A 26,345-nucleotide genomic window follows, 5' to 3' on the forward strand; every position below is an offset into this window, starting at 1 on the left:
GCGTGTTTCCGTCCGTTCTCAGGCGCGAGCCTGCTTGCGCACCGAATCGACCCCCTGCCGGGCCAGCGCATCGGCGCGTTCGTTGTCCACATGACCGGCATGGCCCTTGACCCACACCCACTCGACCTCGTGCGCGGCCTGCACCGCATCCAGCGCGCGCCACAGATCGGCGTTCTTCACCGGCTGGCGGCCCGCGGTCTTCCACCCACGCGCCTTCCAGCCGTGGATCCACTCGGAGATGCCCTTCTGCACGTACTGGCTGTCGGTGTGCACCCGCGCCTTGACCGGACGCTTGAGCGTCTCCAGCGCACGGATGACCGCGAGCAGCTCCATGCGGTTGTTGGTGGTCGCGGGCTCGCCCCCCCACAACGTCTTCTCATGGCCCCCCGAGCGCAGGATCGCACCCCAGCCACCCGGCCCCGGATTGCCGCTGCAGGCGCCGTCCGTATAAATCTCCACGACTTCAGTCATCCACCTTCCTGTATCCGTTGGCCACGCGCTGGCCGCGTTGCGCCACCGGCGCGAGCGCCTTGACCCGTGCCTTCTTCTTGCGCCAGTTCGGCTGGATCAGGCGCATGCCGTGCACGCGCTTGATCGCCTGAACCATGTACACCCCGCCACACACCGGCCACCAGCGATCACCGGCCCGGTCCATGAAGCGGAACCGTTCGATCCAGCGCGCCTGCGACAGAGGCGGCGCATAGATGCCGAAGCGCCCGGCCCGCGCCTCGAAGCTGAGCAGCTGCAACCAGTCCTTGATGCGACGCACCGACAGGTACTGCCCGCGCCAGGGGAAATGGGTACGCTGCCGCTTGAGCAGGCGCCGCAGACCCCACCAGCTGACCGGATTGAACCCGGCGATGATGACCTGCCCCTCGGGCACGAGGATGCGCTCGACCTCGCGCAGCACCTGGTGCGGATGGGCCGAGAACTCGAGCACGTGCGGCAGCAGGATCAGATCGACGCTGCCGGTCTCGAACGGCAGCGCCTCAGGCGCCGCCTGGACCTGCCCCTCCCCGGGCGAACCCTGGCCGGGGGCCGCGCACACATGGCGCGCGGGAATCCGGTTGTTGCGCAGGAAGTCGAACTGGGTCATGCCGACCTGCACCGCGTGGTAACCAAACAGATCGGATACCATGTGGTCAAAGCATTCGGCCTCCCACGCCATGACGTATTCGCCGGCCGGCGAAGCCAGCCAGCGGTCCAGATCGCGGATCTGTTCGGCGGTGGAGAGCGACCTCTTGACTGGAGACATGACGATGCAGATTGTTCCGATCCCTGCGTTCAACGACAACTATATCTGGTTGATGCACGACGGGCGCCATGCGCTGGCCGTCGATCCGGGCGATGCCCGCCCCGTGCAGGATTTTATCGCGCAACACGATCTCGCGCTGGTCGCGATTTTGATCACCCATCATCACGGCGACCATGTCGGCGGCCTGCCGGCCTTTGCCGGACAGTGCCCGGTATACGGTCCGGCCGCCGAAGCCATCGCCGGCGTCACCCATCCGGTGCGCGAAGGCGATACGGTCGCGATCCCCGAGCTGGGGGTCGAGTTCGGCGTCCTCGACCTGCCGGGCCACACCCTCGGCCACATCGCCTATGTGGGGCCGGACCTGGTGTTCTGTGGCGATACGCTGTTCAGCGCCGGCTGCGGGCGCCTGTTCGAGGGCTCACCGGCACAGATGCGCGCCTCCCTGGCCAAGCTCGCCGCCCTGCCCCCGCACACGCGCGTGTACTGCACCCATGAATACACGCTCGCCAATCTGGCCTTCGCCGAGGCGGCGGAGCCGGACAATCCGGCACGCGACGCCTGGCTCGCCGAATGCCGCCAGCGGCGCGAGCGCAAGCAGCCGACGCTGCCGACGACCATCGAGCGCGAGCGCGCCATCAACCCGTTCCTGCGGGTGGAACACGCGAGCGTGCTGGAGGGCCTGAGCGGATTCGTCGGCCATGTGCCGAAGGACCCGACCCATGCGTTCGCGGCGCTGCGCGAGTGGAAGAACAACTTCTGAGGGCGGATCGCGAGCGGACGCGGCGCCGGCGAATCAGGCCGGCTGACCGGCCGCCTTCAGTTCGCCCACCGCGACGCGGTTGCGGCCCCCGTTCTTGGCCGCGTAGAGCGCCTGGTCGGCGCAGTCGAGCAGCCAGCCCACGGCCAGATCGGTCTCGTCCGGCGACGGATAGGCCGTGGCGACCCCGATGCTGATGGTCAGCGTATCGCCCGCCTTCGAATAGGCGTGTGGCAGACGCAAGGCCTCGATGCCCCGGCGCGTGGCGTCGGCCACCCGACGCGCCCCGACGGCATTGGTTTCGGGCAACACGACGACGAATTCCTCGCCACCGAAACGGGCCACCAGATCCCCCGGCCGCTTCAGCTGCGCCTCGAGCGCCTTGGCCACCGTGATCAGGCACTCGTCGCCTGCTTGATGGCCGTAACCGTCGTTGTATTGCTTGAAGAAGTCCACGTCGACCATCATGACCGACAAGGGGAGCCGGTTGCGACGCGCGCGCTGCCATTCACGCTGGATGGTCTCGTCGAAGCAGCGCCGGTTGGCGATGCCGGTCAGACCATCGACCGAGGTCAGGCGGGTCAGTTCGCGATTGGCCTCGTCCAGCCGCCGGGTCAGCACCACCAGCGAGTAGCGCATCTGCGCCAGCCGCTGCATGGCCCGCACCTTGGCGGCCAGGACCACCTCGGAGACCGGTTTGAACAGGTAATCGTCGCCCCCCACTTCGATGCCGTGTTCGAGATCCTTGTCGCTGGTCTTGGCGCTCAGGAAGATGATCGGCGTCCACTCACCGTCCTTCTCGAGCTGGCGAATGCGCCGGGCCACTTCGAAACCGTCCAGACCGGGCATGATGACATCGAGCAGGATGAGATCCGGCTTCCAGGCCTTGAACTGCGCCAGGCCCGCCTCCCCGTTGGTCGCGTGGCGCGTCTCCAGCCCGAGCTTCTCGAGCTGGTGCATCACCACGGTGGCGCTGGTCATCGTGTCTTCGACAAGAAGGACTTTCATGAATCTGCCTCGGCAGGCGCGATAGAGGCATTATTGCACCGTTCGGCATAGATGGTGCTTCGAATAGTGCTGCCTTTTCGCCACAAACCGCCCGTTTGACGGGCCTTCGGCACACTCCTAGAATCCCCGGCCAGATGGCGATAACGACTTTCGACCGATTTCTCACCAGCATCGCGCTGCTCCTGGGCATGGCGACGGGCGTCATGGCGGATGGCGCATCCGCCGGTCTGGGCATGAGCACCTCGGCCCCGCGCGCCATGCCTGTGCAGGAGGACGAGGAACCGATCATCACCATCGACCTCACCCACCGGGCCGCCGACCTGTGGGATCGCATCCGCCGCGGCTTCGGCATGCCCGACCTGGTCACCGACGAGGTCACCGAACGCCAGATCACCTACCTGAGCCATCCGGCCGCGCTGCAGCGCCTGTTCGAGCGCAGCTACCGCTACCTCTATCACATCGTCGACGAGCTCGAAGAGCGCGGCCTGCCGACCGAGATCGCGCTGCTGCCCATGGTCGAAAGCGGCTTCGACCCGATGGCCTATTCACGCTCCCGCGCCGCCGGTCTGTGGCAGTTCGTCCCTTCCACTGGCCGCTATTTCAACCTGCGCCAGAACGCCTGGATCGACGAGCGGCGCGACGTCATCGCGTCCACCGACGCCGCGCTCGACTACCTGGAGCGCATCTACGACATGCAGGGCGACTGGCAACTGGCGCTGGCCTCCTACAACGCCGGCGAAGGCACGGTGCTGCGCGCCCGCCAGCGCAACGAAGCCAAGGGCCTGCCCACCGACTATGTGCATCTGCCGCTGCGCAAGGAAACCCGCGAGTACATTCCGAAACTGCAGGCCTTGAAGAACATCATCGCCCGCCCGGAACTGTTCGGCATCGAGCTGCCCCACGTCCCCAACCGGGTCTACTTCGACGAGGTGGAGACCCCACCCGGGATCGACCTCGCGCTGGTAGCCAAGATGTCGGATACACCCCTCGACGAGCTCGTCGCCCTCAATCCGGCCTATCGCAAGCCCGTCATCCCTGACGGCAAGCATCAACTGCTGCTCCCGGCCGACAAGGTGAGCGCGTTCCGCGCCCATCTCGACGAGGCCAAACCGCGCTGGAAGACCTACCAGCTACGCCGCAAGGACTCCCTCGCCAAGGTGGCGCGCCGCTTCGGATTGACGCTCACCCAACTGATGCAGATCAACGGTCTGCGCTCGACCCGTCAGGCCAAACCGGGCATGGCGCTGCTGGTACCCGCAGGGGCCGGCACCGACATCAGCGAGGTGCTGCCGCTGACCGACCTGCTCCCGGATCTGCCCAGCGAAGCGGAGATCCGCCGGCACGGACGCCGCAAGCGACGCTGACGCCCGCCTCAGGCACCCGTTTCTGCCTCCGACACCCGGAAGCAATGCACGTAGCCGCCAGCGCCCAGAAAGGTTGGCCCCGGGTAACCGGAGCGACAGCGCGCATCGGCGAGCGCACAGCGCGGATGAAAGTGACAGCCGTCAGGCGGATTGAGGGGCGATGGTAGCTCGCCCGGCGCATCGGGCACGTCCCCGACGGTGTCAGGCCCGTCGGCCTCGGTGGTCAGCACCGCATCGAGCAACATCCGCGTGTAGGGATGGCGAGGCTGGCGCAGGACGCTCTCGGTGCTGCCGTACTCGACGATGCGCCCCAAGTACATCACTGCAACCTCGTGCGCGAGAAAGTCGACCACCGCGATGTTGTGGGTGATGAACAGATAGGCGATCCCTTCGGCGCGTTGCAGGTCACGCATGAGGTTGAGAATCTGCGCCTGCACCGACACATCGAGCGCGCTCGTGGGCTCGTCGCAGATGATCACCCGCGGCGAGACCGCCAATGCACGGGCCAGCGCGATCCGTTGCCGTTGTCCGCCGGAAAACTCATGGGGGAAGCGCTCGCGCATGGCGGGCGATAGCCCCACGCGCTCCAGCAGGCGGTCGATCTGGGCGTGTCGCGCCCCCGCCTCCCCGCTCACGCCGAGCGCCTTCATGCCCTCGGCAATAATGTCGCCGACGCGCATGCGCGGGTTGAGCGACGCGAACGGATCCTGGAACACCATCTGCACCTGGCGCCGCAAGGCGCGCAACGCACGCCCCCGACGCCCATTCTGTGTTGCGCCGTCCAGCTGTACCTTCCCCGCAGTGGGCTCGATCAACTGCAGGATCGCCTTGCCCGCGGTCGTCTTGCCGCAGCCGGACTCTCCGACCAGCGCTAGTGTCTTTCCGGGTTGCAGCTTGAGCGACACGCCGTCCACGGCCTTGACCTGGCCGACCACGCGCTTGAACACCCCTTTGCGCACCGGGAAGTGCACCCGGAGCCCGTCGACCTCCAGCCGACCACCGGCCGGCGCCTCATCGCATTCACGCGAAGACGTCGAGGCTGCGGCCGAAACCGAAGGCGTGTCCTCGCACACCGCACCGCCATCGGCGTACAGGTGGCAGCGCACCCGCTGTCCGTCACGCACATGCCATTGCGGCTCGACGGACGCGCAATGCGACATCACCACGGGACACCGTTCAGCAAAGCGGCAGCCGGCGAACGCCCGATCGAGCGGCGGCACGATGCCGGGCAGGGTCTCAAGTGCGCCACCGCGCCGATCCGCGCTGGGTACCGCTGCAAACAGCTTGCGGGAATAGGGATGCAGGGGCGTGGCAAAAAACGCGTCGCGCGGCCCGGTCTCGACCAGCTGGCCGGCGTACATCACGCCGACCTGATGCGCCATGCGGGCCACGACCCCCAGATCATGGGTGATCAGCATGATACCCATGCCACGCTCGCGCTGCAGTCGCAGGAGCAGATCGAGGACTTGGGCCTGCAGGGTCACGTCGAGGGCCGTGGTCGGCTCGTCCGCAATCAGCATGTCGGGTTCACCGGCGAGCGCCATGGCGATCATCACCCGTTGTTTCATGCCGCCGGAGAACTGGAACGGATAATCGTCCAGCCTCGCTTGCGGGTCGGGAATGCCCACCGCCGCCAGCAAGCGTGCGGCCTCCTTGCGCGCCGCCTCGCCGGAAAGCGCACGATGACGCGACAGCACTTCGCCGATCTGCGCGAAGACCGTCATGACCGGGTTCAGACTGGTGGAGGGCTCCTGGAAGATCATGCCCAGACGCCCCCCCCGCACCGCCCGCATCTGCGCCTCGGACTGAGCCAGCACGTCCAGCTCCCCGAGGCGAACCCGCCCGGCGCAGATGCGCCCGGCCGTGGGCAACAGACGCATCATCGCCAGCGCCGTCATCGACTTGCCGCAGCCCGACTCACCCAGCAGGGCCATGGTCTGTCCCGCGGCGACCTCGAAACTCAGCGAGTCGACCGGCCGCACCGGCCGCTCCCCGGCGATCTCTACGACCAGTTCTTCGACCACCAGGGACTTCGCGTTATCGGGCATGGACATCCGGCATCGGCTGAGGACGATCGCAAGCTTAAAACAAAACGGGCCGCAACCGCGGCCCGCTGAACTGTCCTTGCAAGGGCGCAGTCAGTGGTGGTGCCCGCCAGCCCCGTGGACATGGCCGTGCGCCACCTCTTCGTCGGTCGCGGCGCGCACGTCGGAGATGGTCAGGTCGAACACCAGGGCGACACCCGCCAGCGGATGATTGCCATCGACCACGACCTTGCCTTCGGCGATGTCGGTTATGCGGTACAGCACCTCGTCTTCGCCGTCTTCGGTCACGCGCTCGAAGCTCATGCCGACCTCGATGTTCTCCGGAAACAGGGTGCGATCCTCGATCAGCACCATGGATTCATCGTACTCGCCGAACGCGTCTTCGGGCTGCAGCTTGAGGGTCAGTTGCTCGCCCTTTGCCTTGCCATGCAGCGCGGTCTCGATCTGTTCGAAGATCCCGTCGTATCCGCCGTGCAGATAGGTCAGCGGATGCTGGCCGTCGTCGACCATGTTCCCGTCCGGATCACGAACGGTGTACTCAAGCGTTACGACGGTGTTTTTTGCGATTTCCATTGGCTTTTTCCGGTTCCATTTCCCTGACAAGCGCGAGCACCTCGGCCACGTGCCCCTTCGGGGTCACGTCGTAGATCGCATGCCGGATGATGCCGTCCTTGTCGATGATGAAGGTCGAACGTAGCACACCCTTGCGCTTGACGCCATCGACCTCCTTTTCACGCCACACCCCGTAAAGATTGCACACTTCGGCCTCGGTATCCGAGAGCAGCCGGACGGACAGTCCGTGTTCGGCCTGGAAATCCGCGTGGGTCATGCAATCGTCCGGGCTGACGCCCATCACGATGCAATCGAGGCGATTGAAAGCGTCTTCGTGATCGCTGAAATCGGCGGCCTGGCGCGTGCAGGTGGGCGCATTGTCACGGGGATAGAAGAACAGGACGACGTGACGATTGCCGCGCACGGCAGCCATGTCGAAGGTTTCCATGTCACCGTCCGGCAACGAAAACAAAGGAGCGGAATCGCCGCTGCGCAGCATGGGCTCACCCTCAAGAGCAAATGGAACGAGTTGGGTCGCGGCGCGAACTGTACTTCCAGCGGACTCTTTCGGCAACAACATTTTTTCCCCTTCAGCGAGCGACCTCAAACGCCCGCCTGAGCAACGTTATTGAACGAATAGACTACCCCGCCGCGGACCACAAGCGATGTGACGAAAAAGATGAGAAATCGTTCGCGCCCCACATCGCCCGGGCCTCTGGCGCCATGCCTGCCAGACATGCATATGGCGTCCGCCCCCCTTGCCGCCACGCTTGCATCCCGGATGAATATGTACAAAAATACAGATAACAATGTGGAGCGAACGCATGAGCGAAAGACTGACCACCCGCCAGCAAGAGATTCTCGATTTCATTCGGCTGACGCAACAGGAAGAAGGTCGCCCACCGACGCGGGCAGAAATCTGCACCGCCTTCGGATTCAAGTCACCCAATGCCGCCGAAACCCACCTGCGGGCCCTGGCTGCCAAAGGCGTCATCACGGTGGACAATGGCCGGGCGCGGGGCATTCGCCTCACCGAAGCGGCCGGTTTGCCGCTCATCGGACGGGTCGCCGCCGGCAGCCCCCTGCTCGCGCAAGAGCATGTCGAACGGCATCACCCGATCAACCCCGAACTGTTCTCTCCACGGGCCGACTACCTGCTCCGGGTGCGGGGGCTCAGCATGCGTGACGCGGGCATTCTCGATGGCGACCTGCTTGCCGTGCATCGCACCAGCGAAGCGCGCAACGGGCAGATCGTGGTGGCGCGCATCGACGACGACGTCACCGTCAAGCGCTACCAGCGCCATGGCAGCGTCATCGAGCTCATCGCCGAAAACCCGGATTTCGAACCGATCCGCGTCGAGGCGGGCGTGGGCGACTTTCAGATCGAGGGACTCGCCGTGGGTCTGATTCGGACCGACGGCATCGGCTGAGGACACGGCCCGCCGCCGGACGCTTGATGCGGGCGGTCCAGAACGGACATAAAACAAAAAACGGGAGCTCGATGAGCTCCCGTTTCTGTTTTGTGGCGGAGTGGACGGGACTCGAACCCGCGACCCCCGGCGTGACAGGCCGGTATTCTAACCAACTGAACTACCACTCCACACCTTTCGGTGCTAATGGCCGGGCATCTTCTCCGACCACACCGACAGCTGTCGGTCACATTCGCCAGCTGTCAAGCAATCTGGCGTCCCTACGGGGATTCGAACCCCGGTTGCCGCCGTGAAAGGGCGGTGTCCTAGGCCTCTAGACGATAGGGACCTTTCTTGGTGGAGGTAAGCGGGATCGAACCGCTGACCTCTTGCATGCCATGCAAGCGCTCTCCCAGCTGAGCTATACCCCCGAAAGAGCGCGCATTATAGCAAACAACACGTGCCGCTCAAGCCTTGTTGTGCAGATTTTTTCTGCCCCAACGGCCACCGGATCTCATTCTGACATCCGGTACGGCGTTCAATCTGTTGGCGGAGTGGACGGGACTCGAACCCGCGACCCCCGGCGTGACAGGCCGGTATTCTAACCAACTGAACTACCACTCCACACCCACCTTGCGGTGCGTTCGGCCAGCCATTGGGCTGACCAAATAAATGGCCGCCGATGTTGCTCGGCAGCCATTCGTACAACCTGGCGTCCCTACGGGGATTCGAACCCCGGTTGCCGCCGTGAAAGGGCGGTGTCCTAGGCCTCTAGACGATAGGGACCTTTCTTGGTGGAGGTAAGCGGGATCGAACCGCTGACCTCTTGCATGCCATGCAAGCGCTCTCCCAGCTGAGCTATACCCCGAAAGAGCGCGCATTATAGGTGGGCGGAATCACCCTGTAAAGCCTTTTGTGCAACGCAGCTGTCACACGTCGAAGTCAGGCAGGACCTTGCCCGGATTCATCAAGCCCCGCGGGTCGACGGCGTGCTTGATCCTGCCCATCATTTCCAGCTCGATCGCTCCCTTGTAGCGCGTGATCTCGTCACGTTTGAGCTGCCCAAGGCCATGTTCCGCCGAGATCGATCCCTCGAAACGATCGACCACGTCGTGAACGATCCGGTTCAACTCCCGCGTCCGCTCGAGCAGCTCGCGATTTCCGGCCGCGTCACGACTCGACAGGTTGTAGTGCAGGTTGCCGTCACCGACATGACCGAAGACTACGATCCGTGCGCCCGGCGCAGCGGCGAGGACCGCCTGCCCTGCCGCCTCGACGAACGCGGGGATCGCACTGACCGGTACGGAAATGTCGTGCTTGATACTGAAGCCCTCGATCCGCTGCGCTTCGGAAATATTCTCCCGCAGTGCCCACAGGGTCTGTTCCTGGGCGCCGCTGTTGGCAATGACGACATCGACCACCGACCCGGTTTCGATCTGCGCCATGAGCACCGCCTCGAGCATCTCCGTCAGCGGCGCATCCGGATCGACATCAGCCACTTCGAGCAAGACCGCCCAGGCGCCCGTCTCGGCGGTCGGGCATCGCGCGCCGGGAATGTGTCGAAGCACCACCTCCAAGGCTTCGACGCCGATGAGCTCGAACGCGCTGACCCGTTCGCCGAACCGCCGCCGCAGCGCATCGAGCAACCGCAGTGCGGCGCCCACATCGGCGATACGGACCCACGCCACGGCTCGTTTGGCCGGACGGGGAAACAGCCGCAAGCTGGCAGCGGTCACCACACCCAGCGTTCCCTCCGCGCCGATGAACAGCTGCTTCAGATCGTAGCCGGTATTGTCCTTGACCAGGCGGCGCAGGCCGTTCCAGATCCGGCCGTCGGGTAGGACGACCTCGAGCCCCATGACCAGTTGTCGCATCGTCCCGTAACGCAATACGTGAACCCCGCCGGCGTTGGTGCCGACATTGCCACCGATCTGGCAGCTACCCTCCGAAGCCAGCGAAAGCGGAAACAGGCAATCGACCGCCTCGGCAGCGGCCTGGATCTGGGCCAAGGTGCAGCCGGCCTCGGCAATCAGCGTGTGATCGAGCGCATCGACCCGACGCACGCGATTGAGGCGACGCAGGTTCACGACGACCGAACCGTCCTCGGCGCGGGGCGTCGCCCCACCACACAAGCCGGTGTTTCCGCCCTGTGGCACGACGCTGACACCATGGCCTGCACACAAGCTCACGACCTGGGCGACTTCGTCGGTGCTGGCGGGCAACGCCACTGCGAGCGCCTCGCCGCGATAACGGCCGCGCCAGTCTTCATAGAACGACTCGGTGGCCACCGCCTCGGTGAGCACATGGGGCGCGCCGAGACTCTGCCGCAACGCGGCGACCAGGTCACGCGTCATGATGGCCCTCCTCGACTTCGCGTCCGAGCGCGTAGCGAATCGCGGGCATCACACGCTCGACGGCGGCCTCGCCCTCTGCGATCGCCTCGGCTGCGCGATGATAGTCCATGGGGCCGACCTGCCCCACCCGCGGGTAAATACTCACATCGGCAGGATCTCCTGCCATGCGGCTTCGCGCGATACGGACCTGCATGATATTGATGCTCGTGGCCAGCACGTCGAGCATCGAAGGCAGCATCTGTTCGGGCGCCTGACGATGGCCGTTGTCGAGACCGAAGCGCTCGAGCAAACGATCCGCCCAGCTCTTCTCGGCCTCTTCCTCGGCCACGTCCTTGATCTCCCGGCGCAAGCGGCGACGGGCACGACCGACCGTATCGGACCCGAGATCGACGGCAACGACGATATCGGCCCCCATGGCCCGACAGAGGGACACCGGCACGGGATTGACGAGTCCGCCATCGACCAGCAGACGCCCGCGCTCGATCACTGGCGCGAACAGCCCAGGCAGGGCGATGGAAGCACGCACCGCCCGCGCCACACTGCCCTCGCGCAACCACACTTCGCGACCCGTCTGCAACTCGGTGGCCACACAGGCGAAAGGCATTTTGAGCGCAGCGAAATCGATATCGACGAATTCGCGCTCGAAATGCTGGATGATCTTGTCGCCCTTGATCAGGCCACCGCGGAAGCTCACATCGAGGAAGGAGACGACCGACTGCCAGGTGAGCTTCTCGACCCATTGGCCGAGTTTGTCGAAGTTGCCGGTCGCCACCGCCGCACCAATGAAGGCACCGATCGAGCAGCCAGCGATGATGTCCGGCTCGATCCCTTCGGCACGCAGCGCACGCAACACGCCGATATGGGCCCACCCTCGGGCCGCACCACTGCCTAGGGCAAGCCCGACACGCAAGGGTGAGTCGGTCGATGAGGTCGGGCTGATTTCATGCATGGGGCCATCCGCGAAAAAGGCGATTACCACCGGGAACCGGTGGTGCTGACGGCTTCATGATCGCACAGGCACGCCTCCTGCGCAGTGCCCCGATCAGTCGCTCACCAGCTCCGCGTAAAGGTCGTGGACGTCGCAATCGGTGACCCGGACACGAACGAAATCGCCAGGCTCGAGATGGTGTGCGTCGGGAATCACGACCAATCCGTCGATATCGGGGGCATCCCCTTCGGAACGCGCGATCGCCCCCTCCTCCTCGATGTCGTCGACCAGGACCGTGATCTCCCGCCCGATCTTGCGTTCGAGGCGCTGGGTGCTGATGTCCTCCTGAAAGGCCATCAGACGCGCGCGGCGATTTTCCCGAACCTCCTCAGGCACCGGATCGGCCAGAGCGTTGGCCGCCGCCCCTTCCACCGGGGAATAGGCAAACGCCCCCACACGATCGAGCTCGGCCGCTTCGAGGAAGCGCAGCAGCGCTTCGAAGTCAGCCTCGGTCTCCCCCGGAAAGCCGGTGATGAACGTCGAGCGGATGGTCAGGTCCGGACAGATGCTGCGCCATTTGCGCACTCGCTCGAGCACGTTCTCGGCGCTGGCCGGCCGTTTCATTGCCTTGAGGATTGCCGGGCTGGCATGCTGGAATGGCACATCGAGATACGGGAGGATCTTGCCTTCGGCCATGAGCGGAATCAGGTCATCCACGCTCGGGTACGGATAGACGTAATGCATCCGCACCCACACTCCCAGTTCGCCAAGCGCCTGGGACAGCTCGAGCAGGCGCGTCTTCATGGGGCGCCCACCCCAGAATCCGGTCCGGTAGCGCACGTCCACGCCGTAGGCACTCGTATCCTGCGACACCACGAGCAACTCCTGCACACCGGCGTCCACCAGTTTCTCGGCCTCGGCCATGATGTCACCAAAAGGCCGGCTGACCAGATCTCCGCGCATCGAGGGAATGATGCAGAAGGTGCACCGGTGGTTACAGCCTTCGGAAATCTTGAGATAGGCGTAGTGCCGCGGGGTCAGGCGAATGCCCTGGGGCGGCACCAGATCGACGAAGGGGTCGTGCGGCTTGGGCACATGGGTATGGATTGCCCCCATCACCTCGTCGGTCGCGTGCGGCCCGGTCACCGCGAGCACATCGGGGAACGCATTGCGAATGACATCGGCCTTGGCGCCAAGACAACCGGTCACCACCACACGGCCATTCTCCGCCATGGCTTCGCCGATGGCATCGAGGGATTCGGCCACCGCGTCATCGACAAAACCACAGGTATTGATGACCACCAGATCGGCGCCGTCATACTCGGGCGCGATCTCGTAACCTTCGGCACGAAGGCGTGTCAGGATATGCTCGGAATCGACTGTCGCCTTGGGGCACCCGAGCGAGACGAACCCCACTTTCGGCGTGCGCGCACCACTCATGTGCGGCACTCCGAACACCCTGCTTCACATCTCACTTCTTGCCTGATCCTGATTTGGTTTCGCTCTCGGCAGCACCACTTCTGGGCGACGACTCAGCACCGCCATAATTGGGAAACTGGAAGCCGCTGAACAGGTTGCGGGTCTGGCTCTCCATCTGCTCCTGCATCTGGGTCAGCATCTTCTTGCTCTGCTCCATGTAAGCCCCCATCATGCTCTGCATGGCCGGCCCCTGGAAATTGAGAAACTGAGCCCACAGATCCTGGCTGATCGGTGAGTTGTCACCATAGATGGAGCGTGCCTGATCTTGCAGCTTCTGCTGCATGTCGGTAAACGCCTTGATGTTGTTCTCGAGGTACTTGCCCATCATACCCTGCATGGCGTTGCCATAGAAGCGGATCATGTGGGCGAGCAGATCACTGGTGAACATCGGCGCGCCACCGGCCTCCTCCTCAAGAATGATCTGCAGCAGGATGCTGCGCGTCAGATCATCGCCAGACTTGGCATCGACGACCTGGAACTCGTCGTTGGCGAGCACGAGGTCTTTAACGTCGGCCAGCGTGATATACGAACTGGTGCGGGTGTCATAGAGCCGACGGTTCGGGTACTTCTTGATGAGTCTGACTTGATCGGGCATTACCTTGGTCTCCCACAAGGCGGATGGAACTTCCGCTTCTATTGGCATTGTACCGCAGTGCGCAAAGAAAAACCCCGCTCGATCGCGGGGTTTGACGTGATCAATTTCGCAGCGCGAGGTGATCAGGACATGTGCAGACCGCCATTGATATTGATGGTCGCACCGGTGATGTAGCCGGCCAGATCGGAGGCCAGATAGGTGCACAGTCCGCCGATTTCCTCGGGCTTGCCCAGGCGCTTCATCGGCACGGTGTCGGTGATGGCCTGACGGATGTCGTCACGGATGGCCATGACCATCTCGGTGGCGATGTAACCCGGGGCGATGGCATTGACCGTCACGCCCTTGGTGGCCAGTTCCTGGGCCAGGGCCTTGGTGAAGCCGAGCACACCCGCCTTGGCGGTCGAGTAGTTGGTCTGGCCGGCCTGGCCCTTGACACCATTGACCGACGAGATGTTGATGATGCGGCCCCAGCCACGCTCGGCCATCTTCGGCGAAATCTGGTGCGTCACGTTGAACAGGCTGTTCAGGTTGGTCGCGATGACCGCGTTCCACTGTGCCTGCTCCATCTTGGGGAAGAACTTGTCACGGGTGATGCCGGCGTTGTTCACGAGGATGTCGATCGGACCGACTTCGGCCTCGACCTTCTCGACCATGACCTTGCACGAGTCGTAGTCGGACACATCACCTTCGGCAGCGATGAATTTGAAGCCCAGCTCTTCCTGCTTGGCGAGCCATTCGTCCTTCTGCGGGAAGCCCGGCAGACAGTTGGCCACGACCGTATAGCCTTCCTTGGCGAACGATTGGCAGATCGCCGTACCCAGACCACCCATCGCACCCGTCACCAATGCCACTTTATTCGTCATTGTCGATACCTCTCCAAAATATGCAGTAGGAGCCGATCCTCTCCCCGTCGCGCCCGAATCCGGGCTATCCGCAGGGGAGGCTTCCGGCCGTCGGTGATCGCCGAACGCCTTTTTGGGTCACACTCTCCCGAATCGCCGGCCGACGCTCGTGAATGAACGTCTCACCACGAGAATTGCGCGGTGCGCGCAGACTCAGGCTCGGATTATAGGCCGAAAAACGCCGGTTTTGTTGCGGCGCAGCAAATTTATCGAAAAAAATGGCGCACCCTGTGCGCCATCCCCTGGTCCGGGGGATCAGAACATGTGCTGCCCGCCGTTGATCGAGATGTTCGCCCCGGTCACGAAAGCCGCTTCTTCGGACGACAGATACGCGACCAGACCCGCGATTTCCTCGGGCTTGCCAAGACGGTTGACCGGAATCTGCGGCAGGATCTTGCTGTCGAGAATCTCCTGTGGAATGGCCATCACCATCTTCGTGCCGATATAACCCGGCGAGATGGTATTGACGGTCACGCCGCTACGAGCCACCTCCAGCGCGAGGGCCTTGGTGAAACCGTGCATACCCGCCTTGGCCGCCGAATAGTTGGTCTGCCCGAAGGCGCCCTTCTGGCCGTTGACCGACGAGACGTTGATCACCCGCCCCCACTTGCGTTCGACCATGCCGTCGATGACCTGCTTGGTCATGTTGAACACACTGTCCAGATTGGTGCGGATGACGGCATCCCAGTCGGCCTTGGTCATCTTCTTGAAGGTCATGTCGCGGGTGATGCCCGCATTGTTGACCAGCACATCGACCGGACCGGACGTGTTCTCCACGTCCTTCACGCACGCGGCCGCCGAATCGAAATCGGACACATCGCAGGGAACACCCCGGAATCCGTAGCCCATGTTGTTCATGGTCTGCAACCATTCGTCCGCCTTGGTGTTTCCCGGCGAATGGGTGGTGATGACCTTGTAGCCCAGGGCGGCGAGCTTGATGCAGATCGCTTCGCCGAGCCCCCCCATACCACCAGTCACAAGTGCAATACGTGCCATTGTTGTTTCCTCCTCTCTCCTCATCCACGAGGGTTTATGTGGCCCCGACAGCCCCCTCACGCCGCCGGGACGGTACTGCGAAACCGGATCAACTGGCGCGCTCCTTGACATACCGGCCCGGCGCCGGCTCGATCGCCTCGAAATCCTTGCTGCCGAGGCGGCCGCGTGCCGCGACCATCTTGCCAGCACGGGGCTTGAGCCATTCCATCCAGTCGAGCCACCAGCTGCCGGGACGCTCCTCGGCCGTTTCCAGCCAGTCCTCGGCTGCCGCGCACTCGGCGTCGCTCACCCAGTAGCTGCGCCGATTCTTGCTGGCCGGATTGATGGCCCCGGCGATATGCCCGCTGGCCCCCAGGACGAAGCGCGTCTCACCACCGAGCAGATTGCGCGCGAGGTACGCACTGTGCCAGGGCACGATGTGGTCCTCCCGGGCCGCCATCAGGTAGGCCGGCATATCCACCTTGCCCAGATCGACCTTCTGGCCAAGCATGCGCAGCCGTCCGGGAACCCGGAGATTGTTTTCGAGGTACATGTTACGCAGGTACCAGGCCAGGAACGGTCCGGGCAGATTGGTGCTGTCCGAGTTCCAGTACAGGAGGTCGAACGCGGCCGGTTTGCCGCCCTTGAGATAGTTGCCCACCACGTACTGCCAGACCAGATCGTTGGCGCGCAGGGCCGAGAACACGTTCGCCAGCTCCTGCCCGGGGAGCAGGCCGCCCTTGCCGATGGTTGCCTCCCGCGCAGCCACCATCGCCTCATCCACCAGACAGCCGATCTCGCCGGCATCGGAGAAATCGAGCAGCGTGGTCATCAACGAGAGGCTCGCCACCGGCGTTTCGCCCCGGGCACGTGCCACGGCCAGTGCCGACGTCAGAAGGGTGCCGCCGACACAAAAGCCAAGCACGTGCGGCTGCTTGACGCGGGTCACCCGGCGCACGATGTCGAGCGCGGTCAGTGGCCCCTTGTCGAGGTACTCGTCCCAGCTCGCCCCGGCTTCGGTCTCCTTGGGATTCTTCCACGACACGAGGAACACCGTGAAACCCTGCTCGACGATGAAGCGCACCAGTGAATTGTGCGCCTGCAGATCCATGATGTAGAACTTGTTGATGCACGGCGGCACGATCAGCAGCGGCGTCTGGTGCACCTTGTCGGTGAGCGGCGCGTACTGGACCAGCTGCATCAGCTCGTTCTCATAGATGACCGCACCCGGCGTCGTGGCCAGGTTCCTGCCCACCTCGAAGGCCTCGTCGTCGGTCATCGAGATGCGCCCCTTCTCAAGATCCTTGAGCAGGTTCTGGATCCCGTCGGTGATACTTTGTCCCTTGGTCTCCAGCGCCGCCTGAATGAACTCCGGATTGGTCGCGGCAAAGTTGCTCGGCGACATCGCATCGACAAACTGGCGGGTGAGAAACTGCAGGCGCGCCTTCATGCGCCCGTCTTCCATCGGCACGTCGCTGGCGGCGCGGGACAGGTACTCGGCGTTGAGCAGGTAAGCCTGGCGCAGATAATCGTAGACGGGGCTGTCGGCCCAGGCGTCCGAAGAGAAGCGGCGGTCGCCCGCCGGTGCGGGCACGACGGGTTCGGTACCGCGGCTGTCGCCTTTGAGCATGTGCGACCACAACTGGGCGTGGCGCTGTGCAAATTCCTGCTGAAGCGCCGACATCGCATCGGCGTCGGGGACGAATGCCTGCGGGACACCCTTCGGCAGGCTGGCCGCCTGCTTGCCCATGAACTCAAAGAACTGGCGGGTGAATTGCTCACCCATGTTCAGCATTTCCTGCGCTCCGGGAAACGCAGAATCCTTCGCATCGGTCATCCCTGCTCCTCTATTAGTACACCACCTGCGCTCGCCCGCGACAGCGGTAGAATGGCCCCATGTATATCATCGCCATCGCCTGGCTGTATGTGGCTCTGCTCGCCGCCGTCACCGACGAAACTGCCGTTGGCAGCGTGTTGACGTTCTTCTTCTATGGCCTCATGCCACTGGGCCTGTTCCTGTGGCTTGCCGGGACCCCGGCACGCCGTCGGCGCCAGCGGGCACTCGAGCGCGAAAGCAGCGAACAGGATGGCGACAATTCCGGGAAGAATCAATAGCCATCAGGACATCCGGGTCATCGCAGCCACACGAGCGATGCCATCCGACCGGTCACGGGCGTGCGACGGTAGGAAAAGAAACGGTCGGCGTCCGAATGGGTGCACAGGCCGCCGCCGTAGACGGCAGTCACACCGCCGCGTGCCAGTCGCCATCGGGCCAGCGCATACAGATCCGCGAACCACTTGCCGCCATCGGGTGCCGAACGAAATGCGCGCGCGGCCGCTTCGCCCTGCGCCATGAACGCGGTGCGCACTTCCTCTCCCACCTCGAAGGCCGCCGGCCCGATCGCAGCGCCCAGCCACGCCAGCACAGATCCCGGATCAACGCCCATCGCACGAACAGTCGCCTCGAGCACACCGGCACACAGGCCCCGCCAGCCGGCATGCGCCGCAGCCACCACCGTCCCGGCCCGATCACAGAACAGCACGGGCAGGCAATCGGCGGTCATCACCGTGCATGCCCGACCGGGAATACGACTGACCGCGGCATCCGCCACCACACCGTCCGCCGCCTCAGCCAGATCGACCACATCGGTGCCATGCACCTGGGACAGCCAGCACGGCACAGCGCCGAGTTCGTCGACCAGGCGTCGCCGATTCGCGGCGACCGACGCCGCGTCGTCGCCCACGTGATCACCCAGATTCATGGTGGCGTACGGGCCAACCGACACCCCGCCGTGGCGGGTGGTCATGACTGCGCGCACCGAGCTCGGCGCGGGCCAGTCTGGCTCGATCAGCTCAAGCGCCATTGGCCACCTCTCCCGCCTCAACCGCCACCAGCAAGGCGTGAAAGTCGCGCGGTATCGGCGCGTTCCATTCCAGCGCCTCCCCGGAGACCGGATGAATCAGGCCGAGCCGGCGCGCATGCAACGCCTGGCGCTCGAAGGCCTGCAGCACGGCATTGGCGCAACGCCGCCGGCCATAGACCGGATCGCCCACGAGTGGATGGCCGATGTGGGCCATGTGTACACGAATCTGGTGGGTCCGCCCGGTTTCCAGCCGGCAGGCCACCAGGGTGCACTCGGCGAAGCGCCGCTCGGGCTGGTAATGGGTCACCGCCTCGCGCCCGCCGGGCACGACCGCCATGCGGGTGCGCACGGTCGGATGGCGGCCGATCGGGGCATCGACCGCACCGCCACCAGCGACACGCCCGTGCACAAGCGCGACATACTCGCGGCTCACGCTGCGGGCCTGAAGCTGGCGTACCAGGTGGGTCTGCGCCGCCAGCGTCTTGGCCACCACCATGAGCCCGCTGGTCTCCTTGTCGAGCCGGTGCACGATACCGGCCCGGGGCACCGCCGCCAGGGTCGCCTGGTAGTGGAGCAATCCGTTCAGCAAGGTCCCATGCCAGTTGCCGCTCCCGGGATGGACGACGAGCCCCGCGGGTTTGTCGATGACCAGGATCGCCTCGTCCTCGTAAACGATGGTCAGCGCGATCGGTTCGGGCTCGAATGCGGTCGCCTCGACCGCCGGTTCGGTGTCGACTTGCAACAGCTCCCCGCCCCGCACCTTGCGCTTGGGCGCGCCCGCTTCGCCGTCGACGAGCACGCGCCCATCACGGATCCATTGCTGCAGGCGATTTCGCGACAGGTCCGGATACATCGCCGCGAGGGCCTGGTCGAGCCGCTTGCCAGCCAGGTCGTCGGGGACGGTCCGCACCTCGTCGAACTCGGATTCGACAGGCTCTGCGCTATAATCCGCGCGATCGATCACGGAACCTCACGATGGCCAAATACATTCTTCGTAGTTTAGCGGCAATCGCCACCGTCCTGCTGGTGGGCTGCAGCAGCACGCCCTCGGAATACGACGAAACCGCAGGTTGGAGCGCGCAACGCATCTACTCCGAAGCCAAGGACGAGCTCACCGCTGGCGGCTACGAACGCGCCATCTCGCTGTTCGAAAAGCTCGAGGCCCGCTACCCGTACGGCCGCTACGCACAGCAGGCCCAGCTCGACGTCGCCTACGCGTATTTCAAGTCGAGCGAACAGGCTTCCGCCATTGCCGCCTGCGACCGGTTCATCAAGCTGCACCCGAATCACCCCAACGTGGATTACGCGTACTACCTCAAGGGCCTGATCTACTTCAACGAGGATCAGGGCCTGCTCGGCAATCTGGCCGCTCAGGATCTGAGCGAACGCGATCCGAAATCGTCCCAGCTGGCCTTCGACACCTTCCGCGAACTGGTAACGCGCTTCCCGGAAAGCCGCTACAGCGAAGACGCCACGCAGCGCCTGCACTACCTGTTCAATTCGCTCGCCGCCTACCAGGTGCACGTGGCGCGCTATTACTACAAGCGCGGCGCCTTTCTCGCCTCGGCCAATCGCGCCCAGGATACGCTGACGAATTACCCGGGGGCACCGGCCACCGAGGAAGCCCTGTTCCTGCTCACGGAAGCGTATGACGCCCTGGGCATGACACAGCTGCGCGACGACGCGCACCGCGTGCTGCAAAAGACCTTCCCGAAGAGCGCCTACCTGAGCGGCGATGTCGAGGTGGCAACACCCTGGTGGCAGTTCTGGTAAGCGCCCGCCGCTGACTTCATGGACACGATCGTGCGTTCGGCCATGGCGAAATGGCCGAACGTGCCTGACCTGTTCGGCTGGCTTTCGCTGGATGAGCGTGGACGCTGGCGCATCCAGGATTCGCCCATCGACCATCCCGGACTGATCGAATTCATCGGTCGCAATTATGACGTCGATGACCGGGGGCGCTGGTTTTTCCAGAACGGCCCCCAGCGCGTCTTCGTCGATCTCCACTACACCCCATGGATCGTCCGCAGCACGCCCATGGATGGATTCGTCACCCAGACGGGCCAAGCGTTCTCAGCCAGCACCTGCCTGATCGACGACGAAGGCCATCTCCTGTTGGCCCGACCCGGGACGGTTGCCCTGATCGATGATCGAGACCTGATGGCGCTGTGCGACAGGCTGACCCGTCGCGACGGCACGCCGATCGACCCGGTCGACCTGCTCCACAAGTCGGCCTCGATCATTGACATCGGCCTCGATATCGCAGCCGGATGGCTGCCGGTCGAGCGCATGGAACGACATGAGGTCGCCACGCGATTCGGCTTTACGCCGAAACCGGCAGCGGACGCTCAGCCCCGTCCGTAGGTGTCGTCGAAGCGGACGATGTCGTCCTCGCCCAGATAGCCGCCCGACTGGACCTCGATCATCTCCAGCGGCAACTTGCCCGGATTCTCGAGTCGGTGCACGGTACCCAGCGGAATATAGGTCGACTGGTTCTCGGTCAGCAACAGGGTTTCCTCACCCCGCGTGACCTTGGCCGTGCCGCTCACGACGATCCAGTGTTCCGCGCGATGGTGGTGCATCTGCAGGCTCAGGGCAGCCCCCGGATTCACCACGATGCGCTTGACCTGGAAGCGCGGCCCCGCATCGATGGAGTCGTAATAGCCCCACGGCCGGTGGATCTTGCGGTGCGCGGAGGCCTCGCTGCGCGCACCGTCCTTGAGTCTTGCCACCAGCTTCTTCACATCCTGCGTGCAGCGCTTGTCCGCCACCATGACCGCGTCGGGCGTCTCGACCACGACCATGCCCGTGACACCGAGGCAGGTCACCAGTCGGTCGCTGGCGAACACGAGATTGTCCCGGGCCCCCTCGAACATCACGTCGCCGCGAGCCACGTTGCCGTCCGCATCTTTCTGCGCCACGTCCCAGAGCGCATCCCAGGCCCCCAGATCGGACCAGCCCGCCTCCATCGACACGACGACACCGGCGATGCCCAACTCGGGTCGCCCGGCCAGATGCTCCATGACTGCGTAGTCGATGGAATCGGCGGGGCAGCGCTCGAAGGCCTCAACGTCGATGCGCACGAAATCCGCATCGCGCGCGGGCCGCTGAATCGCCGTGCTGCACGCTTCGAGCATCGCCGGATTGAGTTCGCCGATCGCCTTCAGCCACACGCTCGCCCGCATCATGAAGATGCCGCTGTTCCACAGGTAATTGCCGCTATCGAGGTATTGCTGAGCCGTGACGGCATCCGGTTTTTCGACGAATTCGGCGATCGCCCGCACGCCGGGGGACGACTCGTCACCGCAGCGAATATAGCCGTAGCCGGTCTCGGGGCGCGCCGGCACGATCCCGAAAGTAACCATGGAGCCAGCCTCGGCCATCCGGGCCCCAATGCCGACCGCGGACTGAAACGCACCCCGATCGCGGATCACGTGATCCGCAGGCATGACCAACAACACCGGATCGGACCCGCGCGCAAGCAAGGCCGCCAGCGTCAGCGCCGGCGCCGTGTTGCGCCCGAACGGCTCGAGCACGATGCAATGGCTCGGATGGGCGCAGGTGCGCAGCTGCTCGGCGGTAATGAAGCGATATTCCTCGTTGCACACGATGATCGGTGCTTCGACCTCGCCCGCGTAGCCGTCCAGTCGCCTGACGGTGCTCTGCAACATCGTCTCGTCCCCGTCCAGCGCCAGAAGCTGCTTGGGATACTGCTCCCGCGACAACGGCCACAAGCGCGTCCCGGAACCACCGGACAGGATGACAGGCTGAATGGACATGCAACACTCCCGGAATCGAGTTCGCGCGAGAACTCCGCGCACTGGGCGGAAATGATAGCGGATTAAGGCTTGCCGAATCGTGACGCAGTGCATCGACGCGGCGCCCCGCACCGATTGCCGGGCGTTGCCACACCCCATCCGCGAGATGAAAAAAGGGCTGCATTTCTGCAGCCCTTTCTTGCTTGGCGCGCTCGGCAGGATTCGAACCCACGACCCCCTGGTTCGTAGCCAGGTACTCTATCCAACTGAGCTACGAGCGCATTTGGCTTGCTGATCCGGACCCAATTCCGCCCGGATCAAAAAAAGCCGCGATGTACCGCGACTTTTCGGTGTTTTTGGCGCGCTCGGCAGGATTCGAACCCACGACCCCCTGGTTCGTAGCCAGGTACTCTATCCAACTGAGCTACGAGCGCAACCGAAACGACGATTATAGCTTTATTTCAATACTTCGGTAAAGCCTGAAACCGCCGGTTTGTGGCGGAGACGGAGGGATTCGAACCCTCGATACCGGTTTTGCCGGTATGCTCCCTTAGCAGGGGAGTGCCTTCGACCTCTCGGCCACGTCTCCGTACCACAGGGCCGCGATCATATCGGTTTCGCAAGCCCGGGTCAAACCGAATCAGGCCGCTGCTTCGTCGAGGCCAAACGCCCGGTGCAGCACGCGCACGGCGAGTTCCAGATACTTCTCGTCGATGACCACGGAGATCTTGATTTCCGAGGTGGAGATCATCTGGATGTTGATGCCCTCCTCAGCCAGCGTACGGAACATCTTGGAGGCGACCCCCGGGTGGGAGCGCATGCCTACGCCGACGATGGAGACCTTGGCCATGGACCGGTCGCCCTCGATGCTGCGCGCGCCGATGTGCTCGCGGGATTTCTCCAGCACAGCCACCGCCTTGTCGTAGTCGCCGCGGCTGACGGTGCAGGAAAAATCGGTCATGCCGTCGTGGCCGACGTTCTGGATGATCATGTCCACATCGATGTTGGCGTCGGCGATCGGCCCCAGAATCTGGTAGGCGATGCCCGGCTTGTCGGGCACGCCCAGCACGGTGAGCTTGGCTTCGTCACGATTGAAGGCGATGCCGGAGATGATCGGCTGTTCCATGTTGTCTTCTTCCTCAACGGTAATCAGAGTGCCCTCGCCGCCATCCTCGAAGCTGGACAGCACCCGGAGCTTGACCTTGTACTTGCCGGCGAACTCCACCGACCGGATCTGCAGCACCTTGGAGCCGAGGCTGGCCATCTCGAGCATTTCCTCGAAGGTGATCTTGTCGAGCTTGCGCGCCTCGGGGACGATGCGCGGGTCGGTCGTGTAGACACCATCGACATCGGTATAGATCTGGCATTCGTCGGCCTGCAGGGCCGCTGCCAGCGCCACGGCGGTGGTATCGGAGCCCCCCCGGCCGAGCGTGGTGATGTTGCCATCCTCATCCACCCCCTGGAAGCCGGCGACCACCACCACGTTCCCCGCATCGAGATCGCGCCGCATGTTGGCCTCGTCGATGCTCAGGATGCGCGCCTTGGTGTGCGCGCTGTCTGTCAGGATGCGCACCTGGCCGCCGGTATAGCTCTTGGCCTGGACGTCGGCGCCGTGAAGCGCCATGCACAACAGGCCGATGGTCACCTGCTCCCCGGTCGACACGACCACATCCAGCTCCCGCGGTGTCGGCGCCGAGGTGATTTCCTTGGTCAGCGCGATGAGCCGGTTGGTTTCCCCGCTCATCGCGGAGACCACCACCACCACCTGATGCCCTTCGGCCTGAAAGCGGGCCACGCGTTGCGCCACATTCTTGATGCGCTCCGGCGTCCCTACGGACGTGCCGCCATATTTTTGGACTATGAGTGCCATAGCATTTCCTGATGATCGCGAGCCGACGAACGGCATGAAAAACGCAATATTGTACCGAAACCCGGGCGGACATTGACACTTCCCGGAGAGCCTCCGGGAAAACCCTGTCTACATAACCATTGCAGGTAAGCGAACGACCGTGAAAAAATGCTTGTGTTCTTTATTACGAAATGAATATACTCCGGCCACAATATGACCAAAGTTATACAAGAGAACTTACCGGTCAGGACTCGGTCATATTCTTGCGTAGTATGAATGCGGAGAGGAATCAGCATGAAGAGCACTGAAAAGAAAATCGACGTCCGGGAAATCCGTCGGAAGCTGGGTCTGAATCAGTCCCAGTTCTGGTCGCAGATCGGCGTCACCCAGAGTGGCGGCTCCCGTTACGAGAGCGGTCGCAACATTCCCCGACCGGTGCAGGCGCTGCTGCGCCTGGTGCACATCGAACAGGTGGACATCAGCAAGGTCAAGCGCGAGGACCTGGAAGTTTCCGAGTATCTGAAGAAGAGCGACCCGGAAATGTTCAAGACCCTCAAGAAAGAAGCGCGCGCCGCTCGCAAGCAGGTCAAGAAGTAAGCCTGTCCCTGCGGCGGATCACGGGCTGACCGTTACGGTCAGCCCGCTTTCTCGTATGCGCGCCGCACACGCGTCCAGTGTGTCCGCACTGAGCGCCGCCACTCGGGGCGCTTCCGGCTGCATCGATTCACGGGCGACGCCATAGAGCAGCACCCCTTCGAGGCGGTCGACACCGGCGGCATCCAGACACGCCAGATAGGCATCGATCTGCTCTTCCGTGGGCGCCTGACCGTCCCATGCGAACAGACAGGTCTGAACCCAGGTCGGTGCAAGTTGCGCACAGGTCTGCAAACGGTGCGCCACCGTCGCCGGTTCGATGCGCACCCCGTTGATGCGCTCGATGTCCTCCGCACGCCCGGCATCGACCTTGAACCACACCTCACCGCCCGCCGCCGCCAGCCGCGCGATCCCTCGGCGAACTTCCTCGCGCCCGACCAGGCTGCCATTCGTGATCAGCCGAATGGGGACCGTGGCGAGACCGGCCGCATCGCGACAGGCGGCCACCCGCTCGACGATCCGATCGAAGCCCTTGGCGCTGGTCGGCTCGCCATTGCCCGAGAAGGCGATGTCCTGAATGACACGCAAGCCCTCCGGCACGTGACGGGCCAGATAGTCGCCCGGCGTCAGCGCTGACAGAAATGCCGTGAGCTCACGCTCCAGCAGCCCCAGATCAATGTCCGGCGCAGTCCCACGGACCAGGTCAGGCACCTGGCAGTAAACGCAGTGCCAGTTGCAGGCGTTGTTCGGGTTCAGATTGATACCGACCGAGACGCCACCGGCGCGCCGGGAGAGCACCGGGTAGACATAGGTCATGCCGGCAAAGTCGCGACGATGGTCGTTGGTGCTGAGTGTGTTCATCCTTGTCCTGTGTGTTACCGCGCGGCGGTTCCTTCATGGGCGAATGATATAATCCGCCCCCTTTGATTGGGGATTCGAATGCGCATTACCCGCCGCCTGGAATTCGATGCCGGACACCGCATTCCGGACCATGCCAGCCAGTGCAAACACTTGCACGGCCATCGTTACGTCATCGAGATCACCCTGGCCGGCGAGATCATCCAGGCAGCCGGCAATCCGGCCAACGGCATGGTGATGGATTTCGGCGACATCAAGCAAATCGCCAAGCGCCATCTGGTGGACCTGTGGGACCACGCCTTCCTCGCCTATCGCGGCGACACGCCGGTGGTGGACTTCCTGGCCACCCTGCCCGATCACAAGACCGTCCTCCTTGACGTGGTGCCCACGGCCGAAAACCTCGCGCTGGCCGCCTTTCGCATTCTCGACCCGCACTACCGGGACACCTTCGGCAATCATCTCCAACTGACCCAGGTCCGCCTGTTCGAAACCCCCAACTGCTGGGCCGACGCCACGCGCGACATGCTCTGACGCGGCGATTGCCGCACCGCAACGAAGCGCGACCCGATTTTTATCCGCACCGAAACGGTGCATCGCAGGTCCATGCCCCCTCCTTATCCCCCATGAATGGCTCGCCAGCTCGAGGTTTCCGGCTGGCACGAAGCATGCGTTAGCGCACTCAGGTCGATGACCATCATGGCCACGCGGGCTTCTCTAGGCCGCTGCGACGCAGCCACGCCGTCGAGAAGCGAGCGCCGTGCCGCCATGCCATAACGAGAGCAACACACGAGGTGATACG

Annotated in this window: 26 protein-coding genes and 8 tRNA genes; 8 read left to right on the forward strand and 26 right to left on the reverse strand. The window is 64.0% G+C overall.

Going from position 1 to position 26,345, the window contains the following annotated elements:
* Window positions 1–18: 18 nt before the first annotated feature.
* Window positions 19–471: a ribonuclease HI gene (gene rnhA, locus G3580_RS10630; RefSeq protein ID WP_173765354.1), complete on the reverse strand. Its 453-nt coding sequence runs from the start codon at window positions 469–471 to the stop codon at window positions 19–21.
* Window positions 464–1,255: a class I SAM-dependent methyltransferase gene (locus tag G3580_RS10635; protein ID WP_173765355.1), complete on the reverse strand. Its 792-nt coding sequence runs from the start codon at window positions 1,253–1,255 to the stop codon at window positions 464–466. The genes rnhA and G3580_RS10635 overlap by 8 nt, the downstream gene beginning before the upstream one ends.
* 4 nt (window positions 1,256–1,259) lie before the next feature.
* On the opposite strand from G3580_RS10635, the gene gloB reads away from it, so the two are divergent.
* Window positions 1,260–2,015, forward strand: coding sequence for a hydroxyacylglutathione hydrolase (gloB, locus tag G3580_RS10640; protein WP_173765358.1), 756 nt, complete (start codon window positions 1,260–1,262; stop codon window positions 2,013–2,015).
* Window positions 2,016–2,048: 33 nt separating this feature from the next.
* Here the strand turns inward: gloB and G3580_RS10645 are convergent, their stop codons facing one another.
* Entirely contained in the window at window positions 2,049–3,020 is a 972-nt protein-coding gene (locus G3580_RS10645) for a diguanylate cyclase domain-containing protein (protein ID WP_173765360.1), read from the reverse strand.
* Window positions 3,021–3,154: 134 nt separating this feature from the next.
* On the opposite strand from G3580_RS10645, the gene G3580_RS10650 reads away from it, so the two are divergent.
* On the forward strand, window positions 3,155–4,384 hold the full coding sequence (locus G3580_RS10650; RefSeq protein ID WP_173765362.1) for a transglycosylase SLT domain-containing protein: 1,230 nt from the start codon (window positions 3,155–3,157) through the stop codon (window positions 4,382–4,384).
* 8 nt (window positions 4,385–4,392) lie between these two features.
* Here the strand turns inward: G3580_RS10650 and G3580_RS10655 are convergent, their stop codons facing one another.
* The 3 genes from G3580_RS10655 to G3580_RS10665 form a co-directional block, all read right to left on the reverse strand.
* On the reverse strand, window positions 4,393–6,432 hold the full coding sequence (locus G3580_RS10655; RefSeq protein ID WP_228720634.1) for an ABC transporter ATP-binding protein: 2,040 nt from the start codon (window positions 6,430–6,432) through the stop codon (window positions 4,393–4,395).
* Window positions 6,433–6,522: 90 nt separating this feature from the next.
* Window positions 6,523–7,002 carry an FKBP-type peptidyl-prolyl cis-trans isomerase gene (locus G3580_RS10660; RefSeq protein WP_173765366.1) on the reverse strand — a complete coding sequence of 160 codons (480 nt, stop codon included), beginning with the start codon at window positions 7,000–7,002 and terminating at the stop codon, window positions 6,523–6,525.
* On the reverse strand, window positions 6,968–7,480 hold the full coding sequence (locus tag G3580_RS10665; protein WP_173768768.1) for a peroxiredoxin: 513 nt from the start codon (window positions 7,478–7,480) through the stop codon (window positions 6,968–6,970). Before G3580_RS10665 ends, G3580_RS10660 begins: the two co-directional genes overlap by 35 nt.
* 325 nt (window positions 7,481–7,805) lie before the next feature.
* Between G3580_RS10665 and lexA the strand changes: the two genes are divergently transcribed.
* On the forward strand, window positions 7,806–8,411 hold the full coding sequence (gene lexA / locus G3580_RS10670) for a transcriptional repressor LexA (RefSeq protein WP_173765368.1): 606 nt from the start codon (window positions 7,806–7,808) through the stop codon (window positions 8,409–8,411).
* A 93-nt stretch (window positions 8,412–8,504) separates the two neighbouring features.
* Here the strand turns inward: lexA and G3580_RS10675 are convergent.
* The 12 genes from G3580_RS10675 to G3580_RS10730 form a co-directional block, all read right to left on the reverse strand.
* Window positions 8,505–8,581, reverse strand: a tRNA-Asp gene (locus G3580_RS10675).
* Window positions 8,582–8,663: 82 nt separating this feature from the next.
* A tRNA-Glu gene (locus G3580_RS10680) sits at window positions 8,664–8,739 on the reverse strand.
* Window positions 8,740–8,745: 6 nt separating this feature from the next.
* Window positions 8,746–8,821, reverse strand: a tRNA-Ala gene (locus tag G3580_RS10685).
* 116 nt (window positions 8,822–8,937) lie between these two features.
* Window positions 8,938–9,014: transfer RNA gene (locus G3580_RS10690), tRNA-Asp, on the reverse strand.
* Window positions 9,015–9,100: 86 nt separating this feature from the next.
* Window positions 9,101–9,176: transfer RNA gene (locus G3580_RS10695), tRNA-Glu, on the reverse strand.
* A 143-nt stretch (window positions 9,177–9,319) separates the two neighbouring features.
* Window positions 9,320–10,744, reverse strand: a complete 1,425-nt coding sequence (locus G3580_RS10700) for an FAD-binding oxidoreductase (protein ID WP_173765370.1) — start codon at window positions 10,742–10,744, stop codon at window positions 9,320–9,322.
* Complete coding sequence (gene rssA / locus G3580_RS10705) at window positions 10,734–11,693, reverse strand: patatin-like phospholipase RssA (RefSeq protein WP_173765372.1); 960 nt, start codon at window positions 11,691–11,693, stop codon at window positions 10,734–10,736. The genes G3580_RS10700 and rssA overlap by 11 nt, the downstream gene beginning before the upstream one ends.
* A gap of 93 nt (window positions 11,694–11,786) precedes the next feature.
* Complete coding sequence (gene rimO, locus G3580_RS10710; protein ID WP_173765374.1) at window positions 11,787–13,112, reverse strand: 30S ribosomal protein S12 methylthiotransferase RimO; 1,326 nt, start codon at window positions 13,110–13,112, stop codon at window positions 11,787–11,789.
* Window positions 13,113–13,143: 31 nt separating this feature from the next.
* Window positions 13,144–13,746: a polyhydroxyalkanoate synthesis repressor PhaR gene (gene phaR / locus G3580_RS10715; RefSeq protein WP_173765376.1), complete on the reverse strand. Its 603-nt coding sequence runs from the start codon at window positions 13,744–13,746 to the stop codon at window positions 13,144–13,146.
* A 122-nt stretch (window positions 13,747–13,868) separates the two neighbouring features.
* Window positions 13,869–14,609 (reverse strand): beta-ketoacyl-ACP reductase, encoded by a 741-nt coding sequence (gene phbB, locus G3580_RS10720; protein WP_173765378.1) that lies wholly within the window; start codon window positions 14,607–14,609, stop codon window positions 13,869–13,871.
* Window positions 14,610–14,903: 294 nt separating this feature from the next.
* Window positions 14,904–15,644: an acetoacetyl-CoA reductase gene (gene phbB, locus G3580_RS10725; protein WP_173765380.1), complete on the reverse strand. Its 741-nt coding sequence runs from the start codon at window positions 15,642–15,644 to the stop codon at window positions 14,904–14,906.
* Window positions 15,645–15,732: 88 nt separating this feature from the next.
* Window positions 15,733–17,409 carry a PHA/PHB synthase family protein gene (locus G3580_RS10730; protein ID WP_407670895.1) on the reverse strand — a complete coding sequence of 559 codons (1,677 nt, stop codon included), beginning with the start codon at window positions 17,407–17,409 and terminating at the stop codon, window positions 15,733–15,735.
* Between the two features lie 110 nt (window positions 17,410–17,519).
* On the opposite strand from G3580_RS10730, the gene G3580_RS10735 reads away from it, so the two are divergent.
* Window positions 17,520–17,738 (forward strand): hypothetical protein, encoded by a 219-nt coding sequence (locus tag G3580_RS10735; RefSeq protein WP_173765385.1) that lies wholly within the window; start codon window positions 17,520–17,522, stop codon window positions 17,736–17,738.
* Between the two features lie 17 nt (window positions 17,739–17,755).
* Here G3580_RS10735 and pgeF read toward each other — a convergent pair whose 3' ends face one another.
* Window positions 17,756–18,487, reverse strand: a complete 732-nt coding sequence (pgeF, locus tag G3580_RS10740; protein WP_173765387.1) for a peptidoglycan editing factor PgeF — start codon at window positions 18,485–18,487, stop codon at window positions 17,756–17,758.
* Window positions 18,477–19,451 carry a 23S rRNA pseudouridine(1911/1915/1917) synthase RluD gene (gene rluD, locus G3580_RS10745; protein WP_173765389.1) on the reverse strand — a complete coding sequence of 325 codons (975 nt, stop codon included), beginning with the start codon at window positions 19,449–19,451 and terminating at the stop codon, window positions 18,477–18,479. The genes pgeF and rluD overlap by 11 nt, the downstream gene beginning before the upstream one ends.
* A gap of 11 nt (window positions 19,452–19,462) precedes the next feature.
* On the opposite strand from rluD, the gene G3580_RS10750 reads away from it, so the two are divergent.
* Both G3580_RS10750 and G3580_RS10755 read left to right on the forward strand, forming a co-directional pair.
* Window positions 19,463–20,260, forward strand: coding sequence for an outer membrane protein assembly factor BamD (locus G3580_RS10750; RefSeq protein WP_173765391.1), 798 nt, complete (start codon window positions 19,463–19,465; stop codon window positions 20,258–20,260).
* An 18-nt stretch (window positions 20,261–20,278) separates the two neighbouring features.
* Window positions 20,279–20,851 carry a DUF2946 family protein gene (locus G3580_RS10755; RefSeq protein ID WP_173765393.1) on the forward strand — a complete coding sequence of 191 codons (573 nt, stop codon included), beginning with the start codon at window positions 20,279–20,281 and terminating at the stop codon, window positions 20,849–20,851.
* On the opposite strand, the gene G3580_RS10760 is transcribed toward G3580_RS10755, so the two are convergent.
* The 5 genes from G3580_RS10760 to G3580_RS10780 all read right to left on the reverse strand — a co-directional run bounded on the left by G3580_RS10760 (window position 20,836) and on the right by G3580_RS10780 (window position 24,115).
* The gene (locus G3580_RS10760; RefSeq protein WP_173765395.1) at window positions 20,836–22,266 is read right to left on the reverse strand and encodes a mannose-1-phosphate guanylyltransferase/mannose-6-phosphate isomerase; all 1,431 of its coding nucleotides are present in this window, start codon (window positions 22,264–22,266) and stop codon (window positions 20,836–20,838) included. The genes G3580_RS10755 and G3580_RS10760 overlap by 16 nt on opposite strands.
* A gap of 183 nt (window positions 22,267–22,449) precedes the next feature.
* Window positions 22,450–22,526, reverse strand: a tRNA-Arg gene (locus tag G3580_RS10765).
* A gap of 76 nt (window positions 22,527–22,602) precedes the next feature.
* A tRNA-Arg gene (locus G3580_RS10770) sits at window positions 22,603–22,679 on the reverse strand.
* A gap of 62 nt (window positions 22,680–22,741) precedes the next feature.
* Window positions 22,742–22,834, reverse strand: a tRNA-Ser gene (locus G3580_RS10775).
* 51 nt (window positions 22,835–22,885) lie between these two features.
* Window positions 22,886–24,115: an aspartate kinase gene (locus tag G3580_RS10780; protein WP_173765397.1), complete on the reverse strand. Its 1,230-nt coding sequence runs from the start codon at window positions 24,113–24,115 to the stop codon at window positions 22,886–22,888.
* Between the two features lie 273 nt (window positions 24,116–24,388).
* Between G3580_RS10780 and G3580_RS10785 the strand changes: the two genes are divergently transcribed.
* Complete coding sequence (locus tag G3580_RS10785) at window positions 24,389–24,691, forward strand: helix-turn-helix domain-containing protein (RefSeq protein ID WP_173765399.1); 303 nt, start codon at window positions 24,389–24,391, stop codon at window positions 24,689–24,691.
* An 18-nt stretch (window positions 24,692–24,709) separates the two neighbouring features.
* Here the strand turns inward: G3580_RS10785 and G3580_RS10790 are convergent, their stop codons facing one another.
* Window positions 24,710–25,549: a radical SAM protein gene (locus G3580_RS10790; RefSeq protein WP_173765401.1), complete on the reverse strand. Its 840-nt coding sequence runs from the start codon at window positions 25,547–25,549 to the stop codon at window positions 24,710–24,712.
* 78 nt (window positions 25,550–25,627) lie between these two features.
* Between G3580_RS10790 and queD the strand changes: the two genes are divergently transcribed.
* Window positions 25,628–26,077, forward strand: a complete 450-nt coding sequence (gene queD / locus G3580_RS10795) for a 6-carboxytetrahydropterin synthase QueD (protein WP_173765403.1) — start codon at window positions 25,628–25,630, stop codon at window positions 26,075–26,077.
* Window positions 26,078–26,345: the final 268 nt, after the last annotated feature.

It is taken from the genome of Nitrogeniibacter mangrovi (genome assembly GCF_010983895.1).
In the GTDB taxonomy this organism is placed as follows: domain Bacteria; phylum Pseudomonadota; class Gammaproteobacteria; order Burkholderiales; family Rhodocyclaceae; genus Nitrogeniibacter; species Nitrogeniibacter mangrovi.

What these genes read in the sequence shown, in the direction of transcription:
- rnhA (WP_173765354.1), bottom strand. Translation starts at nt 471, where the DNA reads ATGACTGAAGTCGTGGAGATTTATACGGACGGCGCCTGCAGCGGCAAT.
- G3580_RS10635 (WP_173765355.1), bottom strand. Translation starts at nt 1,255, where the DNA reads ATGTCTCCAGTCAAGAGGTCGCTCTCCACCGCCGAACAGATCCGCGAT.
- gloB (WP_173765358.1), top strand. Translation starts at nt 1,260, where the DNA reads ATGCAGATTGTTCCGATCCCTGCGTTCAACGACAACTATATCTGGTTG.
- G3580_RS10645 (WP_173765360.1), bottom strand. Translation starts at nt 3,020, where the DNA reads ATGAAAGTCCTTCTTGTCGAAGACACGATGACCAGCGCCACCGTGGTG.
- G3580_RS10650 (WP_173765362.1), top strand. Translation starts at nt 3,155, where the DNA reads ATGGCGATAACGACTTTCGACCGATTTCTCACCAGCATCGCGCTGCTC.
- G3580_RS10655 (WP_228720634.1), bottom strand. Translation starts at nt 6,432, where the DNA reads ATGCCCGATAACGCGAAGTCCCTGGTGGTCGAAGAACTGGTCGTAGAG.
- G3580_RS10660 (WP_173765366.1), bottom strand. Translation starts at nt 7,002, where the DNA reads ATGGAAATCGCAAAAAACACCGTCGTAACGCTTGAGTACACCGTTCGT.
- G3580_RS10665 (WP_173768768.1), bottom strand. Translation starts at nt 7,480, where the DNA reads ATGCTGCGCAGCGGCGATTCCGCTCCTTTGTTTTCGTTGCCGGACGGT.
- lexA (WP_173765368.1), top strand. Translation starts at nt 7,806, where the DNA reads ATGAGCGAAAGACTGACCACCCGCCAGCAAGAGATTCTCGATTTCATT.
- G3580_RS10700 (WP_173765370.1), bottom strand. Translation starts at nt 10,744, where the DNA reads ATGACGCGTGACCTGGTCGCCGCGTTGCGGCAGAGTCTCGGCGCGCCC.
- rssA (WP_173765372.1), bottom strand. Translation starts at nt 11,693, where the DNA reads ATGCATGAAATCAGCCCGACCTCATCGACCGACTCACCCTTGCGTGTC.
- rimO (WP_173765374.1), bottom strand. Translation starts at nt 13,112, where the DNA reads ATGAGTGGTGCGCGCACGCCGAAAGTGGGGTTCGTCTCGCTCGGGTGC.
- phaR (WP_173765376.1), bottom strand. Translation starts at nt 13,746, where the DNA reads ATGCCCGATCAAGTCAGACTCATCAAGAAGTACCCGAACCGTCGGCTC.
- phbB (WP_173765378.1), bottom strand. Translation starts at nt 14,609, where the DNA reads ATGACGAATAAAGTGGCATTGGTGACGGGTGCGATGGGTGGTCTGGGT.
- phbB (WP_173765380.1), bottom strand. Translation starts at nt 15,644, where the DNA reads ATGGCACGTATTGCACTTGTGACTGGTGGTATGGGGGGGCTCGGCGAA.
- G3580_RS10730 (WP_407670895.1), bottom strand. Translation starts at nt 17,409, where the DNA reads ATGGGTGAGCAATTCACCCGCCAGTTCTTTGAGTTCATGGGCAAGCAG.
- G3580_RS10735 (WP_173765385.1), top strand. Translation starts at nt 17,520, where the DNA reads ATGTATATCATCGCCATCGCCTGGCTGTATGTGGCTCTGCTCGCCGCC.
- pgeF (WP_173765387.1), bottom strand. Translation starts at nt 18,487, where the DNA reads ATGGCGCTTGAGCTGATCGAGCCAGACTGGCCCGCGCCGAGCTCGGTG.
- G3580_RS10750 (WP_173765391.1), top strand. Translation starts at nt 19,463, where the DNA reads ATGGCCAAATACATTCTTCGTAGTTTAGCGGCAATCGCCACCGTCCTG.
- G3580_RS10755 (WP_173765393.1), top strand. Translation starts at nt 20,279, where the DNA reads ATGGACACGATCGTGCGTTCGGCCATGGCGAAATGGCCGAACGTGCCT.
- G3580_RS10760 (WP_173765395.1), bottom strand. Translation starts at nt 22,266, where the DNA reads ATGTCCATTCAGCCTGTCATCCTGTCCGGTGGTTCCGGGACGCGCTTG.
- G3580_RS10780 (WP_173765397.1), bottom strand. Translation starts at nt 24,115, where the DNA reads ATGGCACTCATAGTCCAAAAATATGGCGGCACGTCCGTAGGGACGCCG.
- G3580_RS10785 (WP_173765399.1), top strand. Translation starts at nt 24,389, where the DNA reads ATGAAGAGCACTGAAAAGAAAATCGACGTCCGGGAAATCCGTCGGAAG.
- G3580_RS10790 (WP_173765401.1), bottom strand. Translation starts at nt 25,549, where the DNA reads ATGAACACACTCAGCACCAACGACCATCGTCGCGACTTTGCCGGCATG.
- queD (WP_173765403.1), top strand. Translation starts at nt 25,628, where the DNA reads ATGCGCATTACCCGCCGCCTGGAATTCGATGCCGGACACCGCATTCCG.